15 protein-coding genes and 1 riboswitch are annotated in these 13,453 nt (G+C 73.6%); of the genes, 3 read left to right on the plus strand and 12 right to left on the minus strand.

What is annotated here, in order from left to right; translation table 11 throughout:
• Nucleotides 1-62 precede the first annotated feature (62 nt).
• Together AB0L45_RS38165 and AB0L45_RS38170 are read right to left on the minus strand one after the other, a co-directional pair.
• Nucleotides 63-290, minus strand: a complete 228-nt coding sequence (locus tag AB0L45_RS38165; protein ID WP_365848382.1) for a hypothetical protein — start codon at nucleotides 288-290, stop codon at nucleotides 63-65.
• A 323-nt stretch (nucleotides 291-613) separates the two neighbouring features.
• The gene (locus AB0L45_RS38170; RefSeq protein WP_365848383.1) at nucleotides 614-1,255 is read right to left on the minus strand and encodes a hypothetical protein; all 642 of its coding nucleotides are present in this window, start codon (nucleotides 1,253-1,255) and stop codon (nucleotides 614-616) included.
• Nucleotides 1,256-1,435: 180 nt separating this feature from the next.
• Between AB0L45_RS38170 and AB0L45_RS38175 the strand changes: the two genes are divergently transcribed.
• Together AB0L45_RS38175 and AB0L45_RS38180 are read left to right on the plus strand one after the other, a co-directional pair.
• Nucleotides 1,436-2,548, plus strand: a complete 1,113-nt coding sequence (locus AB0L45_RS38175) for a histidine kinase (RefSeq protein ID WP_365848384.1) — start codon at nucleotides 1,436-1,438, stop codon at nucleotides 2,546-2,548.
• Nucleotides 2,545-3,216 (plus strand): response regulator transcription factor, encoded by a 672-nt coding sequence (locus tag AB0L45_RS38180; RefSeq protein WP_365848385.1) that lies wholly within the window; start codon nucleotides 2,545-2,547, stop codon nucleotides 3,214-3,216. The genes AB0L45_RS38175 and AB0L45_RS38180 overlap by 4 nt, the downstream gene beginning before the upstream one ends.
• Nucleotides 3,217-3,445: 229 nt before the next feature.
• On the opposite strand, the gene AB0L45_RS38185 is transcribed toward AB0L45_RS38180, so the two are convergent.
• From AB0L45_RS38185 to ribD, 10 genes are all read right to left on the minus strand, one after another.
• A complete protein-coding gene (locus tag AB0L45_RS38185) occupies nucleotides 3,446-4,603 on the minus strand; it encodes a hemolysin family protein (protein WP_365848386.1) in 1,158 nt (385 codons plus the stop codon).
• On the minus strand, nucleotides 4,600-5,946 hold the full coding sequence (locus AB0L45_RS38190) for a hemolysin family protein (RefSeq protein ID WP_365848387.1): 1,347 nt from the start codon (nucleotides 5,944-5,946) through the stop codon (nucleotides 4,600-4,602). The genes AB0L45_RS38185 and AB0L45_RS38190 overlap by 4 nt, the downstream gene beginning before the upstream one ends.
• A gap of 191 nt (nucleotides 5,947-6,137) precedes the next feature.
• Complete coding sequence (locus AB0L45_RS38195) at nucleotides 6,138-6,602, minus strand: PH domain-containing protein (protein WP_365848388.1); 465 nt, start codon at nucleotides 6,600-6,602, stop codon at nucleotides 6,138-6,140.
• 85 nt (nucleotides 6,603-6,687) lie between these two features.
• Nucleotides 6,688-7,536 (minus strand): ATP phosphoribosyltransferase, encoded by an 849-nt coding sequence (gene hisG / locus AB0L45_RS38200; RefSeq protein ID WP_365848389.1) that lies wholly within the window; start codon nucleotides 7,534-7,536, stop codon nucleotides 6,688-6,690.
• A 77-nt stretch (nucleotides 7,537-7,613) separates the two neighbouring features.
• A complete protein-coding gene (locus AB0L45_RS38205; protein WP_365848390.1) occupies nucleotides 7,614-7,886 on the minus strand; it encodes a phosphoribosyl-ATP diphosphatase in 273 nt (90 codons plus the stop codon).
• Between the two features lie 35 nt (nucleotides 7,887-7,921).
• The gene (ribH, locus tag AB0L45_RS38210; protein ID WP_003986918.1) at nucleotides 7,922-8,407 is read right to left on the minus strand and encodes a 6,7-dimethyl-8-ribityllumazine synthase; all 486 of its coding nucleotides are present in this window, start codon (nucleotides 8,405-8,407) and stop codon (nucleotides 7,922-7,924) included.
• A gap of 73 nt (nucleotides 8,408-8,480) precedes the next feature.
• Nucleotides 8,481-9,782: a bifunctional 3,4-dihydroxy-2-butanone-4-phosphate synthase/GTP cyclohydrolase II gene (locus AB0L45_RS38215; RefSeq protein ID WP_365848391.1), complete on the minus strand. Its 1,302-nt coding sequence runs from the start codon at nucleotides 9,780-9,782 to the stop codon at nucleotides 8,481-8,483.
• On the minus strand, nucleotides 9,779-10,432 hold the full coding sequence (locus AB0L45_RS38220; protein ID WP_365848392.1) for a nicotinamide mononucleotide transporter family protein: 654 nt from the start codon (nucleotides 10,430-10,432) through the stop codon (nucleotides 9,779-9,781). Before AB0L45_RS38220 ends, AB0L45_RS38215 begins: the two co-directional genes overlap by 4 nt.
• A complete protein-coding gene (locus tag AB0L45_RS38225) occupies nucleotides 10,429-11,085 on the minus strand; it encodes a riboflavin synthase (RefSeq protein WP_365848393.1) in 657 nt (218 codons plus the stop codon). The genes AB0L45_RS38220 and AB0L45_RS38225 overlap by 4 nt, the downstream gene beginning before the upstream one ends.
• Nucleotide 11,086: 1 nt before the next feature.
• Nucleotides 11,087-12,214 (minus strand): bifunctional diaminohydroxyphosphoribosylaminopyrimidine deaminase/5-amino-6-(5-phosphoribosylamino)uracil reductase RibD, encoded by a 1,128-nt coding sequence (gene ribD, locus AB0L45_RS38230; protein ID WP_365848394.1) that lies wholly within the window; start codon nucleotides 12,212-12,214, stop codon nucleotides 11,087-11,089.
• 153 nt (nucleotides 12,215-12,367) lie between these two features.
• Nucleotides 12,368-12,498, minus strand: a riboswitch (FMN riboswitch).
• A 118-nt stretch (nucleotides 12,499-12,616) separates the two neighbouring features.
• Between ribD and AB0L45_RS38235 the strand changes: the two genes are divergently transcribed.
• Nucleotides 12,617-13,411, plus strand: coding sequence for an NAD(P)H-binding protein (locus AB0L45_RS38235; RefSeq protein WP_365848395.1), 795 nt, complete (start codon nucleotides 12,617-12,619; stop codon nucleotides 13,409-13,411).
• Nucleotides 13,412-13,453: the final 42 nt, after the last annotated feature.

Here is a 13,453-nt window from a genome sequence, read left to right on the forward strand (position 1 = left end):
GTTCGACGGGTACGGTGCCCTGCCAGCCGCGGATCGCGGCGGCGACCGGGCCGGTCTCTCCCTCAGCGCACCGGCCGCCGCTCCCGGCGCCGGCGGCGGTAATAGGCCACCGTGACGATCGCCAGCAGCGGTCCCCAGGCCAGCAAGGGGAGATAGCAGGCGGTCATCAGCCAGTAGTGGCCGCCTCGGGGGGATCCGGCGCCACCCATGGTGTCCGCGTCGTTCCACGACAACGCGCCGCTGACCGTGACGAGGGTGACGAGCGCCGCGCCGAGCGAGGCGGGGATCACCGCCGCCGCCACGGGGATGCGCCGGCCCCCCCAGGACCGGTACCCAGCGGGGGATTTCCTCGCCCCAGCTGTGGACCAGGCCCAGGGTGAGCAGTCCGAGTGCCTCGGCCAGCAGGCTGAGCCCGATGAGGTAGCCGGTCCCGGGGCCGGGGAAGTTCTCCGGGCGAAGGACCTCGTCGGTGAATCCGGAGTCCCAGCCCAGAGCGACGGCGATGCGCCACAGCCCGGACGGCACCAGGGTCAGCGCGGCGGCGTGCGCCGCCAGGCGGACGGAGCGGGGGACGTGCGGCGCGGCCGTGCCGGGCGCCCCGGTGATCTGGGTGTCAGCCACGGCGGACCGCCGCCCCGGGCTGTGCGGGGGTCTTGGTGATCTCGGCGTGGACCACTCGGAAGCCGCCCTTGGTCACGGTCGTGAACGGTGCGGGGGCCATGCACGTACCGGCCTGCGGTCTTACGGGCACGCCGTGCTCGTCGACGTTCCCCGGGTCGACGTTCACCACCCCCCAGGAGAAGCCGAGCCGGTCCGGTTCGCCCTGCCCGCCCTGCTGGACGCTGATGCCCAGCCGGGCGCCGGCCTCCTCGACGTTCGACTTGGTGACGATCGCGGTCAGGGTCGCCGTCCGGCCGCTGGTGACCAGGCAGTCCACCTGTGCCTCCGCCCATCCCGTCGCTCCGCCCCGTGGCGTGTGGGAGAACTTCAGCGTGCCCCGGGCATCGGTGGACAGGCCGCGGGGGGCGTTGGGGAGCACCGGCCGGGTGAACGGCGTCTGTTCGGCATGGACGGTGAAGCGGATGTCGTCGTCGGCCGACTCCACGTAGGAGATCCGCGCCTCTCCGTGGACGCTCGCGGTCTTCGCCGGCTTCTTCGCGGCGGACGCGGCCGGGGCTGCCGGCGCGGGCCCGGCGGTGACCGGTCCGGCGAGGACGGCGAGGGCCGCCGTGGCGCCGATCGCGGTGTTGCGCATGGTGAACTCCCGTGCTGTGAAGGGTGGGTGCAGCCGGGGCCGGCTGAACGGCTCCAGCTTCACCCCGGGCGCCCCCGCGGCCCCATCCGCCGATCGGCACAAAGATCGCGCCGCTGTCCGGTCCTGCTCTGCCGTTCGGCAGAGAGCCCCGCCACCTCGCACACCCGTACGCTGATCACCATGTGGGAATCAACCGGTCCGGCCGTCCTGGCGCTCGGTGCTCTGCCGACGTTCGCGGCCACGGGCACGGTGGTGTGGGCCGTCGCCCGGCCCCGTGCCGCGATCCGCCAGCGGCTCGGCCGCCTCGCCCGCCCGACCGCGGTCTGCGCCGCCCTCTCCCTGGTCACCAGCTTCGCCCTGCCGGAGCCCGGTCACGGCTCCGGCTGGAAACTGGCGGAGACCGCCGTCCTGCTCCTCCTCCTGGCCGTGGTCACCCGCTGGTCGCCTCCGCGTGAACTCACGGCGGCCCTCCCGCCGGCCGTCCTCGCGGTGGCCCTCTGGCCGCTGCCGCTGGCCGGCGGTGGGTCCTTCCTGGAATCCGTCGGTATCGCCGCCTTCTGGCTGCTTCCCGCGGCCGCCGCGGTGGCGGCCGGCGCCCACCTTCGCCGCCAGGACCTGCGCCGCCGGAGCGCGGTGGCCGAGGCCCGCAGCGCCCAGCGTCTTCAGCTCTCCCGCGACCTGCACGACTTCGTCGCCCACGACATCAGCGGAATCGTCGTCCAGGCGCAGGCGGCCCGTTTCGTCGCCGCCACCGATCCCTCCCAGGCGGTGCTCGCCCTGGAACGCATCGAGAAGGCGGGTCTGAGCGCCCTGGCCGCGATGGACCGGACCGTACAGATGCTGCACGGCCCGGAAGCACCCGGCACCGAGCCGCTCCCCGGTCTCTCCCAGCTGCCGGTCCTGCTGGAGGACTTCGGCGCGGCGGGGACCACCGAGGCGCAGCTGGACCTGCCGCCTCTGGTCACGGAGGTGCTCTCCCGCGAGGCGGGTTCCGCCGCGTACCGCATCGTCGTCGAGGCGCTGACCAACATCCGCCGGCACGCTCCCGACGCCTCCCGCGCCACCGTCACCTTCACCCCCACGGCCACCAGCGTGGAAATCCGGGTCACCAACGACCGCGGTGCCCGCCCCGCCCCGGCCCGCCGCCGCGTCTCCCGGGGCGGCCTCGGCCTCCCCGCTCTCACCGAGCACGCCCAGGCCCTCGGCGGAACGCTCTCGGCGGGGCCGCACGGCGAGGGCGGCTGGCAGCTCACCGCCGTCCTGCCTGCCACTTCCCCGAAAGAGACCCCATGACCACGCCTCTCGCCCCGGCCCGCATCCTGATCGCCGACGACCAGGAGGACGTACGCAGCGGCTTCCGCCTGATTCTGGGCTCACAGCCCGACATGACCGTGGTCGGCGAGGCGGCGGACGGCCGCACCGCCGTCGGCCTCGCCCGCGCCCTGCGCCCCGATCTGGTCCTCGCCGACATCCGGATGCCGGGCCTGGACGGCCTCGAACTGACCCGGCTCCTCGCGGGCCCCGGCGTACCCGACCCGATACGGGTCCTCGTGGTCACCACCTTCGACCACGACGATTACGTACGCACGGCGCTGCGCGACGGCGCCTGCGGGTTCCTGCTCAAGCGCTCGGGCCCCGGGCTGCTGATCGAGGGGGTCAGGGCGGCGATGGCCGGGGACCTCCTCATCAGCCCCCAGATCACCGTCCGGCTGCTCCAGGGCCTCGCCCCCGGCCCGGCAGCGCCCGCGGCCCGGTCCCCGCTCACCGCCCGGGAGAGCGAGATCGCCCGGCTGGTCGCCGAGGGTCTCACCAACGCCGAGATCGGCGAGCAGCTCTTCATCTCGGCGGGCACCGCCAAGACCCATGTCGCCAACGTCCAGGCGAAGCTGAAGGTCCGTAACCGGGTCGGTATCGCCGCCTGGTCCTGGGAGAACGGGCTGGCCGGTCCAGCGGGGTGCTGACGGCTCTCCGGGGCGTCAGCAACGCCCGGCGCTCCCCCGGGGCCGGTGTCCAACTGCGCAAGGTACGCCGTTGTGCCCGGCGCGCGGTGGCCGCTTCCGCGGCGGTGTATGCGCCCCTTTCCGCCGGCCGGGCGTGTCCGTGCGGACCGCCCCGTGCGGACCGGTCCGGGCCGGGAACGGGACGAGCCCGCGGCGACCACCACGGGCTCACCCCTCCGTCACCCGCGCATCATCCCGCCAGCGCCCGGTCCTCCCGGGCCGGTCCCGGTTCGGCGCGCGGTCCGGTGAGGCGGTCGGCCGGTACCTCGGGGACGCGGGCGCCGGGCGCGCCGCCCAGCTGCGGTACGGCGGGCAGGTCCTGCCGGTGCGCCGGGTCGCGCACCTCCCCCACCAGCTTCTCCAGGACGTCTTCCAGCGCGACCAGCCCCAGCACCCGCCCGGTCGCGTCGGCGACGGCGGCCAGGTGGGAGGCGGAGCGGCGCATGGCGGTCAGCGCGTCGTCCAGGGGGAGTTCGGCGCGCAGCGTCGTCATCGGGTGCCAGATGTGCTGCGGCACCGCGCGGTCGCCCTCCTCCAGGTCCAGTACGTCCTTGACGTGCAGGTAGCCCATGTAGGCGCCGCCCGGCGCGGACACCGGGAAGCGGGAGTAACCGGTCTTGACGGTCAGCTCCTCGACCTGGCGCGGGGTGACGGCCGGACCGACCGTGACCAGCCCGGCCGGGTCGAGCAGGACGTCGGTGACCGGGCGGCTGCCCAGCTCCAGCGCGTCGGACAGCCGTTCCTGCTCGGCCGGGCCCAGCAGGCCGGCCTGCTTGGAGTCCTCGACGAGGTCGGTCAGCTGCTGACTGGTGAAGACCGCCTCGACCTCGTCCTTCGGTTCGACGCGGAACAGCCGCAGTACGCCGCGCGCGCACGCGCCGAGCAGCGCGGTGACCGGGCGGCACAGCCGGGCGAAGGCGACCAGGCCGGGGCTGAACCACAGCGCGGTCTTCTCCGGCGCGGCCATCGCCAGGTTCTTCGGGACCATCTCGCCGATGACGAGGTGGAGGAAGACCACCGCGGCCAGGGCTATGACGTAACCGAGCGGGTGGATCAGCGGCTCGGGCAGGTGTGCCGCGTGGAAGAGGGGCTCCAGGAGGCGGGCGACGGTCGGTTCGGCGACCGCGCCGAGCGTCAGGGAGCAGACGGTGATGCCGAACTGGGCCGCCGCCATCATCTGCGGCAGGTTCTCCAGGCCGTGCAGCACCTTGCGGGCCCGTTTGGAGCCCGCGGTGGCCAGCGGTTCGATCTGGCTGCGGCGCACCGAGACCAGCGCGAACTCGGCGCCCACGAAGAAGCCGTTGACCAGCACCAGGAAGGCGGCGAAGAGCAGTTGCAGGAAGCTCACCGGGCCACCTCCGCCGGCAGCGGGGCGGGCGCCGCGGCGCCCGCGGTCCGTATGATCCGCACGCGTTCGGCGCGGTGGTGGGAGACCAGCCGCACCCGCAGCCGCCAGCCGTCCAGCTCGGCGGTGTCGCCGGGGGCGGGCACCCGCCCGAGGATGTGGGCCACCAGGCCGGCCACCGTCTCGTACGGCCCGTCGGGCGTGTCGAGGCCGATCCGCCGCAGCGTGTCGGTCCGGCAGCCGCCGTCCGCGTCCCAGGCGGGGCGGCCGTCCTCGGGCGGCGCCTGCGCCAGTTCGGGCAGGTCGATCCGGTCGTGCTCGTCGCGGACCTCGCCGACCAGTTCCTCGACGATGTCCTCCAGGGTGACCACGCCCGCCGTGCCGCCGTACTCGTCGACCACGACGGCTATCGGCTGCTCGCTGCGCAGCCGCTCCAGCAGCGGCTGCACCGGCAGCGTCGCCGGGACCAGGAGCGGCGGTACGGCGATCCGGGCCGCCGGGGTGCGCAGCCGCTCGTGCTCGGGTACCGCGAGGGCGTCCTTGAGGTGCACCATGCCCACCACCTCGTCGAGCCGGGTGCGGTAGACGGGGAAGCGGGACAGGCCGGTGGCGCGGGTGAGGTTCAGGACGTCCTCGGCGGTCGCGGACGCCTGGAGGGCGCTGACCCGGACCCGGGGGGTCATCACGTTCTCGGCGGTCAGCCCGCCGAGCGAGAGGGTGCGCACGAACAGGTCGGCGGTGTCCTGCTCGATCACTCCGGCGCGGGCCGAGTGGTGGGCGAGCGAGACCAGTTCGCCGGGGGTACGGGCGGAGGCCAGCTCGTCGGTCGGCTCCACGCCCAGGGCCCGTACGAGCCGGTTGGCGACGGTGTTCAGTAGGGAGATCACCGGTCGGAAGAACCGGGAGAAGGCGCCCTGCGGGCCCGCGACGAAGCGGGCGACCTGGAGCGGCTTGGAGACCGCCCAGTTCTTGGGCACCAGCTCGCCGAGGACCATCTGCACGGCGGAGGCCAGCAGCATCCCGATGACGACGGCGATGCCGGGTACGGCACCGGCCGGCAGCCCGGTGGCGGTCAGCGGCGCGGACAGCAGGCGGGCCAGGGCGGGCTCGGCGAGCATGCCGACCACCAGGGAGGTGATGGTGATGCCGAGCTGGGTGCCGGAGAGCTGGAAGGAGAGTTCGCGCAGCGCGCCGACGACGGTACGGGCGCGCCGGTCACCACCGGAGGCGGCCCGTTCGGCCTCCGCCTTCTCGACGGTGACCAGTCCGAACTCGGCGGCGACGAAGAATCCGTTGGCGAGGATCAGGACGAGCGCGGCCGCGAGCAGCAGCAGTGTGGCGGTCATGCCGCCGCCTCCGTGGCGGGGAGCTCCCGTACGTGCGGGGGTTCCGGTGGAGGGGCGGCGCAGGTACTACCGGACGATCCGTCCATTGCTGGAGGGAGTCACTCCTCAGGTCGCAGGGGCCCGCTGGCGGGGCGGGGCGCGGGAGCGCCCTGGGCACCAGGGTAATCAGCAGGGCCGGGATGCGGGCAGGGTCACCGGGCCGGCTCGTCCGGACCGCCGTGGCTCTCGGCGAGCGCCCGCAACGTGCGGGCGTCCCGAATGGCCTGGTCACGCGCGATGCCGGGCTGGATGCCCATCGCGGGCAGGCTGGTGCCGTCGGCCAGGTCGAGGTGGACCCAGGGGTCGCCCTGGCGCAGGTTGACCCGCAGCACCTGGGCCCAGGCCAGCTCGCGCTTGGTGGTCAGGTTGACGACCGTGACGCCCTCCTGGTGGGCGACCACCTTGGGGCGGGCGAGCAGCAGCAGGACGCCGAGCACGATCAGCCCGGTGAACACGAAGCTGATCCGCTCGCCGCCGCCCAGGTTCGGCAGCAGGAAGGCGATCACCGTCAGCACGGCGAGCTGGGCGATGCCGACGCCGTACAGGACGGCCCGGGTGCGGGCCGGCCGGAAGGTCACCGGGAGTGCGGGCAGGGGCGCGGGTGCGGACGCGGACACGTCGTCGGGCTCTTTCGTACGGGCCGCCGGCGCGGGCCGGCGGCGGGTGTGGCCGCCGCCCGTCGGCGGCGGCCGGACCGCCGGGTCAGAGGCGGCAGGCGTGGATGCCGGTGGTCAGGATGGCGCGGGCGCCCAGTTCGTACAGCTCGTCCATGATGCGCTGGGCGTCCTTGGAGGGGACCATCGAGCGGACCGCGACCCAGCCTTCGTGGTGCAGCGGGGAGACGGTCGGCGACTCCAGGCCCGGGGTGAGGGCGACGGCTTTCTCGACGTGCTCGACGCGGATGTCGTAGTCCATCATCACGTAGCGCCGGGCGACCAGGACGCCCTGCATGCGGCGGAGGAACTGGCGGACCTTCGGGTCGTCCTCGGGGGCGCCCTTGCCGCGGATGACGACCGCCTCGGACTTCAGGATCGGCTCGCCGATGATCTCCAGGCCGGCGTTGCGCAGCGTGGTGCCGGTCTCCACGACATCGGCGATGATCTCGGCGACGCCGAGCTGGATGGCGGTCTCCACCGCGCCGTCCAGGTGGACGACGGAGGCGTTCACGCCGTTGTCGGCGAGGTGCTGCTCGACCAGTCCGGAGAAGGAGGTGGCGACCGTCATCCCGTCGAAGTCGGTGACCTCCTTGGCCGTACCCGGGCGGGTGGCGTAGCGGAAGGTCGAGCCGGCGAAGCCGAGCTGCATGATCTCCTCGGCCTTCGCGCCGGAGTCCAGCAGCAGGTCGCGGCCGGTGATGCCGATGTCCAGCTTGCCGGAGCCGACGTAGACCGCGATGTCGCGCGGGCGCAGGAAGAAGAACTCCACCTCGTTCTCCGCGTCGACCAGGACCAGCTCCCTGCGGTCCTTGCGCTGGCGGTAGCCGGCCTCATGGAGCATCGCCGACGCAGGCTCGGACAGTGAACCCTTGTTCGGGACGGCGATGCGCAGCATGAGAACGACTTCCTTCGTACGGGAGGGGGTGACAGGGGGGAACGGGGTGGTGCGGGACGGGCGGGCCGGGCGACGGCTCAGAGATGGGCGTACACGTCGTCCAGGGAGATGCCCTTGGCGACCATCATCACCTGAAGGTGGTACAGGAGCTGGGAGATCTCCTCCGCGGCGGCCTCGTCGGACTCGTACTCCGCGGCCATCCAGACCTCGGCGGCCTCCTCGACGACCTTCTTGCCGATCGCATGGACGCCGGACTGGACCAGTTCGGCGGTGCGGGAGGTGGCGGGGTCGCCGGTGGCGGCCTTCTGCTGGAGCTCGGCGAAGAGCTCCTCGAACGTCTTCTTGGACATGATGTGACCCACCCTACGCGGTCGCCCGGCCCCGCTCAGCGCCAGGGCTCGGCGACGGTGCGCAGCGTCGCGGCGGTGGCGACGGCCGCGGTCACCGCCTCGTGGCCCTTGTCCTCGGTGGAGCCGAAGATTCCGGCCCGGTCCAGCGCCTGCTCCTCGGTGTCACAGGTCAGCACGCCGAACCCGATCGGTACGCCGGTGTCCACGCTGACCTGCGTCAGGCCCTGGGTGACGCCCTGGCACACGTAGTCGAAGTGCGGGGTGCCGCCGCGGATGACGACGCCGAGCGCCACGATCGCGTCGTAGCCGCGGCCCGCCAGCACCTTGGCGACCACCGGCAGCTCGAAGCTGCCGGGCACGCGCAGCAGCGTCGGCTCGTCAATGCCCAGCTCGGACAGGGCGCGCAGGGCGCCGTCCACCAGGCCGTCCATCACCTTCTCGTGCCACTGGGCGGCGATCACGGCCACCCGCAGGTCGCCACAGTTCTTCACGGACAGTTCGGGTGCGCCCTTGCCGCTCACGGTTCTGGTTCTCCTCGGGGTCCGGTGCTCGGGTACGTACGTGATGTGGGACGGCCGGGGTCCGGCCGCGGTGCTACTGGTTGCCGCAGGCCGACGCGCGGTCCGCGTCGAGCCAGGGCAGGTCGTGCCCCATCCGGTCCCGCTTGGTGCGCAGGTACCGCAGGTTGTGTTCGCCCGCCTGTACGGGCATCGGCTCCCGGCCGGTGACCTTGAGCCCGTGCCGGATCAGCGCCTCGGTCTTCTCCGGGTTGTTGGTCATCAGCCGCAGCGACCGCACGCCCAGGTCGGCCAGCACCTGGGCGCCGGCGCCGTAGTCGCGCGCGTCGGCGGGCAGGCCCAGTTCCAGGTTGGCGTCGAGGGTGTCGCGGCCGCGCTCCTGGAGCTCGTAGGCGCGCAGCTTGGACAGCAGCCCGATGCCGCGCCCCTCGTGCCCGCGCAGGTAGATCACCACACCGCGGCCCGCCGCCGAGATCCGGCGCAGCGACTCCTCCAGCTGGGGGCCGCAGTCGCAGCGCAGCGAGTGGAAGATGTCACCGGTCAGGCACTCGGAGTGGACGCGGACCAGGACGTCCTCGCCGTCGCCGATGTCGCCGGCGACCAGCGCGATGTGCTCGACGCCGTCGACGGTGGAGCGGTAACCGTACGCGGTGAACTCGCCGTAGCGGGTGGGCAGCCGGGTCTCGGCCTCGCGCCGGACGGTGGGTTCGGAGCTCCGGCGGTAGGCGATCAGGTCCTCGATGGAGATGATCGACAGGCCGTGCTTGCGGGCGAACGGGACCAGCTCGGGCAGCCGCAGCATGGTGCCGTCCTCGCCGGCGATCTCGACGATGGCGGCGGCGGGCCGCAGTCCGGCGAGCCGGGCGAGGTCCACGCCGGCCTCGGTGTGGCCGTTGCGCTCCAGCACCCCGCCGTCGCGGGCGCGCAGCGGGAAGATGTGGCCCGGCCGTACGAAGTCGGCGGGCGCGGCCTCGCCGGAGGCGAGCAGGCGCAGGGTGGTGGCGCGGTCGGCGGCGGAGATGCCGGTGCTGACGCCGTGCGCGGCGGTGGCGTCGACGGAGACGGTGAACGCGGTGCGCATCGACTCGGTGTTGTGCTCGACCATCTGCGGCAGCGCCAGGCGGTCCAGTTCGGCGCCCTCCATGGGGGCGCAGATCAGGCCGCGGCACTCGCTCATCATGAAGGCGAGGATCTCGGGGGTGGCCCGTTCGGCGGCCACCACGAGGTCGCCCTCGTTCTCGCGGTTCTCGTCGTCCACGACCACGACCGGGCGGCCCGCGGCGATGTCGGCGACGGCCTGCTCGACGGGGTCCAGGGCCAGGAGGGCGTCACGTGCGACGGCCCCCTCGGGGTCGTACCAGCTCTGCAGTGCGGTCATGCCGCCGCTCCTTCCAGGACGGGCTGCGGATTCGTACGGGAGCGCAGCCACCAGTCGCGCATGCCCCACAGGACGAGGCCGAGATAGACGACGTAGACCAGGCCGGAGAAGGCCAGGCCGCTGCTGAAGGCGAGGGGGACGCCCACGATGTCGACGAGCAGCCAGGCGAACCAGAACTCGACCAGGCCGCGGGCCTGGGCGACCATCGCCGCCAGGGTGCCGACGAAGATGTACGCGTCGGGCCAGGGGTTCCAGGACAGCTGCGGCACCAGGGCGAACAGCGAGCCGACGGCGACGGTGCCGACGGCGGTGCCCGCGACGAGCAGGGCCCGCTCGCGCCAGGTGGCGAAGCGGACGGCGATGGAGCCGTCCTGGGCCTGCTGCCGGCCGCGCTGCCACTGCCGCCAGCCCCACAGTGCCACGCCGATGACCAGCAGCTGCTTGCCGACGCCGCCGCTGAGGTGGGCGTAGGCGTACGCGGAGACCAGGATCAGGCCGGAGAGGAACTGGGCGGGCCAGGTCCATATGGAGCGCCGCCAGCCGAAGGCGAGGGCGGCCAGGCCGACGCTGTTGCCGATCATGTCGGACCAGATGACCTGCTGGCCGAAGGCGGTGAACGCCGGCCCGTTCAGCCAGCCGAGGACGTTCACCGCAGGCTCTCTTCCACCGCCGCGACGGCCGCCGCGGTACCCAGGTCCTCCCGGTGTCCGCCCCGGCCCTGGCCCAGCAGCCGTTCCACGTACTTGGCCAGCACGTCGACCTCCAGGTTGACCGGGTCGCCGGGCTGTTTGATGCCCAGGGTGGTCAGGGCGAGGGTGGTGGGGATGAGGCTGATGGTGAAGAAGTCGTCGGCCGCCTCGACCACGGTCAGGCTGACGCCGTCGACGGTGATGGAGCCTTTCTCCACGACGTAACGGGCGAGGTGGGCGGGCAGCGCGACCTTCACGATCTCCCAGTGCTCCCCGGGCGTGCGCGAGACGATCGTGCCGGTGCCGTCCACGTGGCCCTGGACGAGGTGGCCGCCCAGGCGCCCCCCGAGCGCCATCGGGCGTTCGAGGTTGACGCGCGAGCCGGCGGCGAGCGCGCCCAGGCTGGAGCGGCTGAGCGTCTCGGCCATCACATCGGCGGTGAAGGTCCCCTCGCCGGTGTCCACGACGGTCAGGCAGACGCCGTTGACGGCGATCGAGTCGCCGTGCTTCGCGTCCTGGGTGACGAGCGGGCCGCGCAGGGTGAACCGGGAGCTGTCCCCGAGGTTCTCGACGGCGGCGACCTCACCCAGTTCTTCGACGATTCCGGTGAACACGTCAGTTCTCCTCGTTCAGGGTGTGGCGGGCTGGGGTGGCGGTGATGCGCAGATCGGGCCCGAGCCGGACGGTGTCGGTCACCTCCAGGCGCAACGCCTGGTCGATCGTGCCGATTCCGGCGTCCCCGAGGGCGGCGGGGCCGGCGCCGAGCAGGACGGGCGCGAGGTAGCCGACGACCTTGTCGACGGCGTGCGCGGCGAGGAAGGCACCGGCCAGGGTCGGGCCGCCCTCCAGGAGCACCGACCGGACGTCCCGCTCGTACAGGGCGTCCAGCAGGGCGGGCAGGTGCACCCCGGTGCCGCCCTCGGTGCGCGGCAGCCGCACGATCGGGGCGAGTCCTTCGAGGTGGCGGGCGTCGGCGTCCTCGGCGACGGCGATCAGGGTGGGCGCGGTGCCGTCCAGGACCCGGGCGCCGGGCTTGACGACGGCGGCGGCGGTGTCGATCACCACCCGCATCGGCTGGCTGACCTCGGTGTCGGCCAGGCCCGCGACGCGCGCGCCGAGGTGCGGGTCGTCGGCGCGGGCGGTGCCGGACCCGACGATCACCGCGTCGGCCTGGGCGCGCAGCCGGTGCACGTCGGCGCGGGACTCGGCGGAGGTGATCCAGCGGCTGGTGCCGTCGGCGGCGGCGATCCGGCCGTCGAGCGTGGCGGCGTACTTCCACAGGACGAAGGGGCGGCGGCGCAGTACGGCGGTCAGCCACGCCTCGTTGCCGGCGGCGGCCTCGTCGGCGAGCAGGCCGCCCTCGACCTCGATCCCGGCCTCGGCCAGGGTGGTGGAGCCGCCGGTGGCGGTGGGGTTCGGGTCCGGGACGGCGTAGTACACCCGGGCGACGCCCGCCTCGATGAGGGCCTGGGCGCAGGGGCCGGTGCGGCCGGTGTGGTTGCAGGGTTCCAGGGTGACGAAGGCGGTGCCGCCCCTGGCCCGCTCGCCCGCCTCGCGCAACGCGTTGACCTCGGCGTGCGGACCGCCGGCCCGCTCGTGCCAGCCCTCGCCCGCGACGTTCCCGGCGGCGTCCAGGACGACACAGCCGACGACGGGATTGGGGCTGGTGTGCCCGAGGCCGCGGGCGGCAAGCTGGATGGCTCGGCGCATCGCCGCGGTCTGCGCGGGGGCTGGGGTGGCCACCGGGTCCTCCTGCCACTCAGGGCACGGACTCCGGGGCTGTCACGAAGGACAGGAAAACGGGAACGGGACAACGGGGACACCGAGGCCGAAGAGGAGGTCGCCTTTCGTGGATACGAGGACGACCGCCGGCGGCGGTGTACCGCTGCTCGCCCGCCGCGCACTGCCTCCCATCCGGACTTTAACCGTCGGTGCAGGAATTCCACCTGCTCAACCGGCCGCTGGAGGCGGCCGGGTCGCGGACTGTTACCGCCGGTTCGGACTTTCACCGACCCCGGAGTGCGCTGCGTATGTCAATTCAGTACGGCTTCAGTCTGCCACGTCTGATCGTCGGCCATGCGGGCGGCAACCTGTGGAGTGGCTCACAGGCGCCGGTCCCCTCCCCCTGCCCGAGGACTGATCGCGATGACGACGTTCCTGGTGACCGGCGGTACCGGCACGCTCGGCCGGGCCGTGGTCGGCCGGCTGCTCGCCGACGGTCACGATGTACGCAGCCTCAGCCGCCGCCCGCACACCGGCGCCGCTCGCCCCCGGCTCAGCTCGTACGCGGTCGACCTGCGCGACGGCTCGGGCCTTGCCGCGGCGGTGGCGGGCGTGGAGACCGTGGTGCACTGCGCCTCGTCACCGTCCGGCGACACCGAGGCGGCCAGGCGGCTCGTCGAGGCGGCACGGGCGGCCGGGGTACGGCACCTGGTCTGCATCTCCATCGTCGGCGTGGACCGGATCCCGCTGGGGTACTACCGCGCGAAGCGCGACGTGGAGCGGCTGGTCGAGGACTCCGGGATCGGCTGGACCGTGCTGCGCACCACGCAGTACCACGACCTGGTGCTGCGGCTGGTCAAGGCCGGGGCGCGGCTGCCGGTGCTGCCGGTACCGGCCGGCGTGCGGCTCCAGCCGGTGGACGTGCGCGAGGTCGCCGCCCGGCTGGTGGAGCCGGCGGCCGGGGAGCCGGCGGGCCGGGTGGCCGATCTGGGCGGCCCTGAGGTGCGGGGCGCCCGTGACCACGTACGGGACACGCTGCGGGCCGGCGGGCGGCGGCGGGTGCTGGTACCGCTGTGGGTTCCGGGCAGGATCTTCGCGGCGCTGCGGCGCGGCGAGAACCTGACCCCGGGGCACGCGGACGGCACGGTGAGCTACGGGGACTTCCTGGCGGAGCGGGGCGGGGCCGCGGCCGGCCGGCGGGCCGCGGTCCCCCGGTAGCCCGGGCGATCGGCAGCCCCGGCGATCGGCAGCTCCAGCGTT

Source organism: Streptomyces sp. NPDC052496 (assembly GCF_040679095.1).
Lineage (GTDB): Bacteria > Actinomycetota > Actinomycetes > Streptomycetales > Streptomycetaceae > Streptomyces.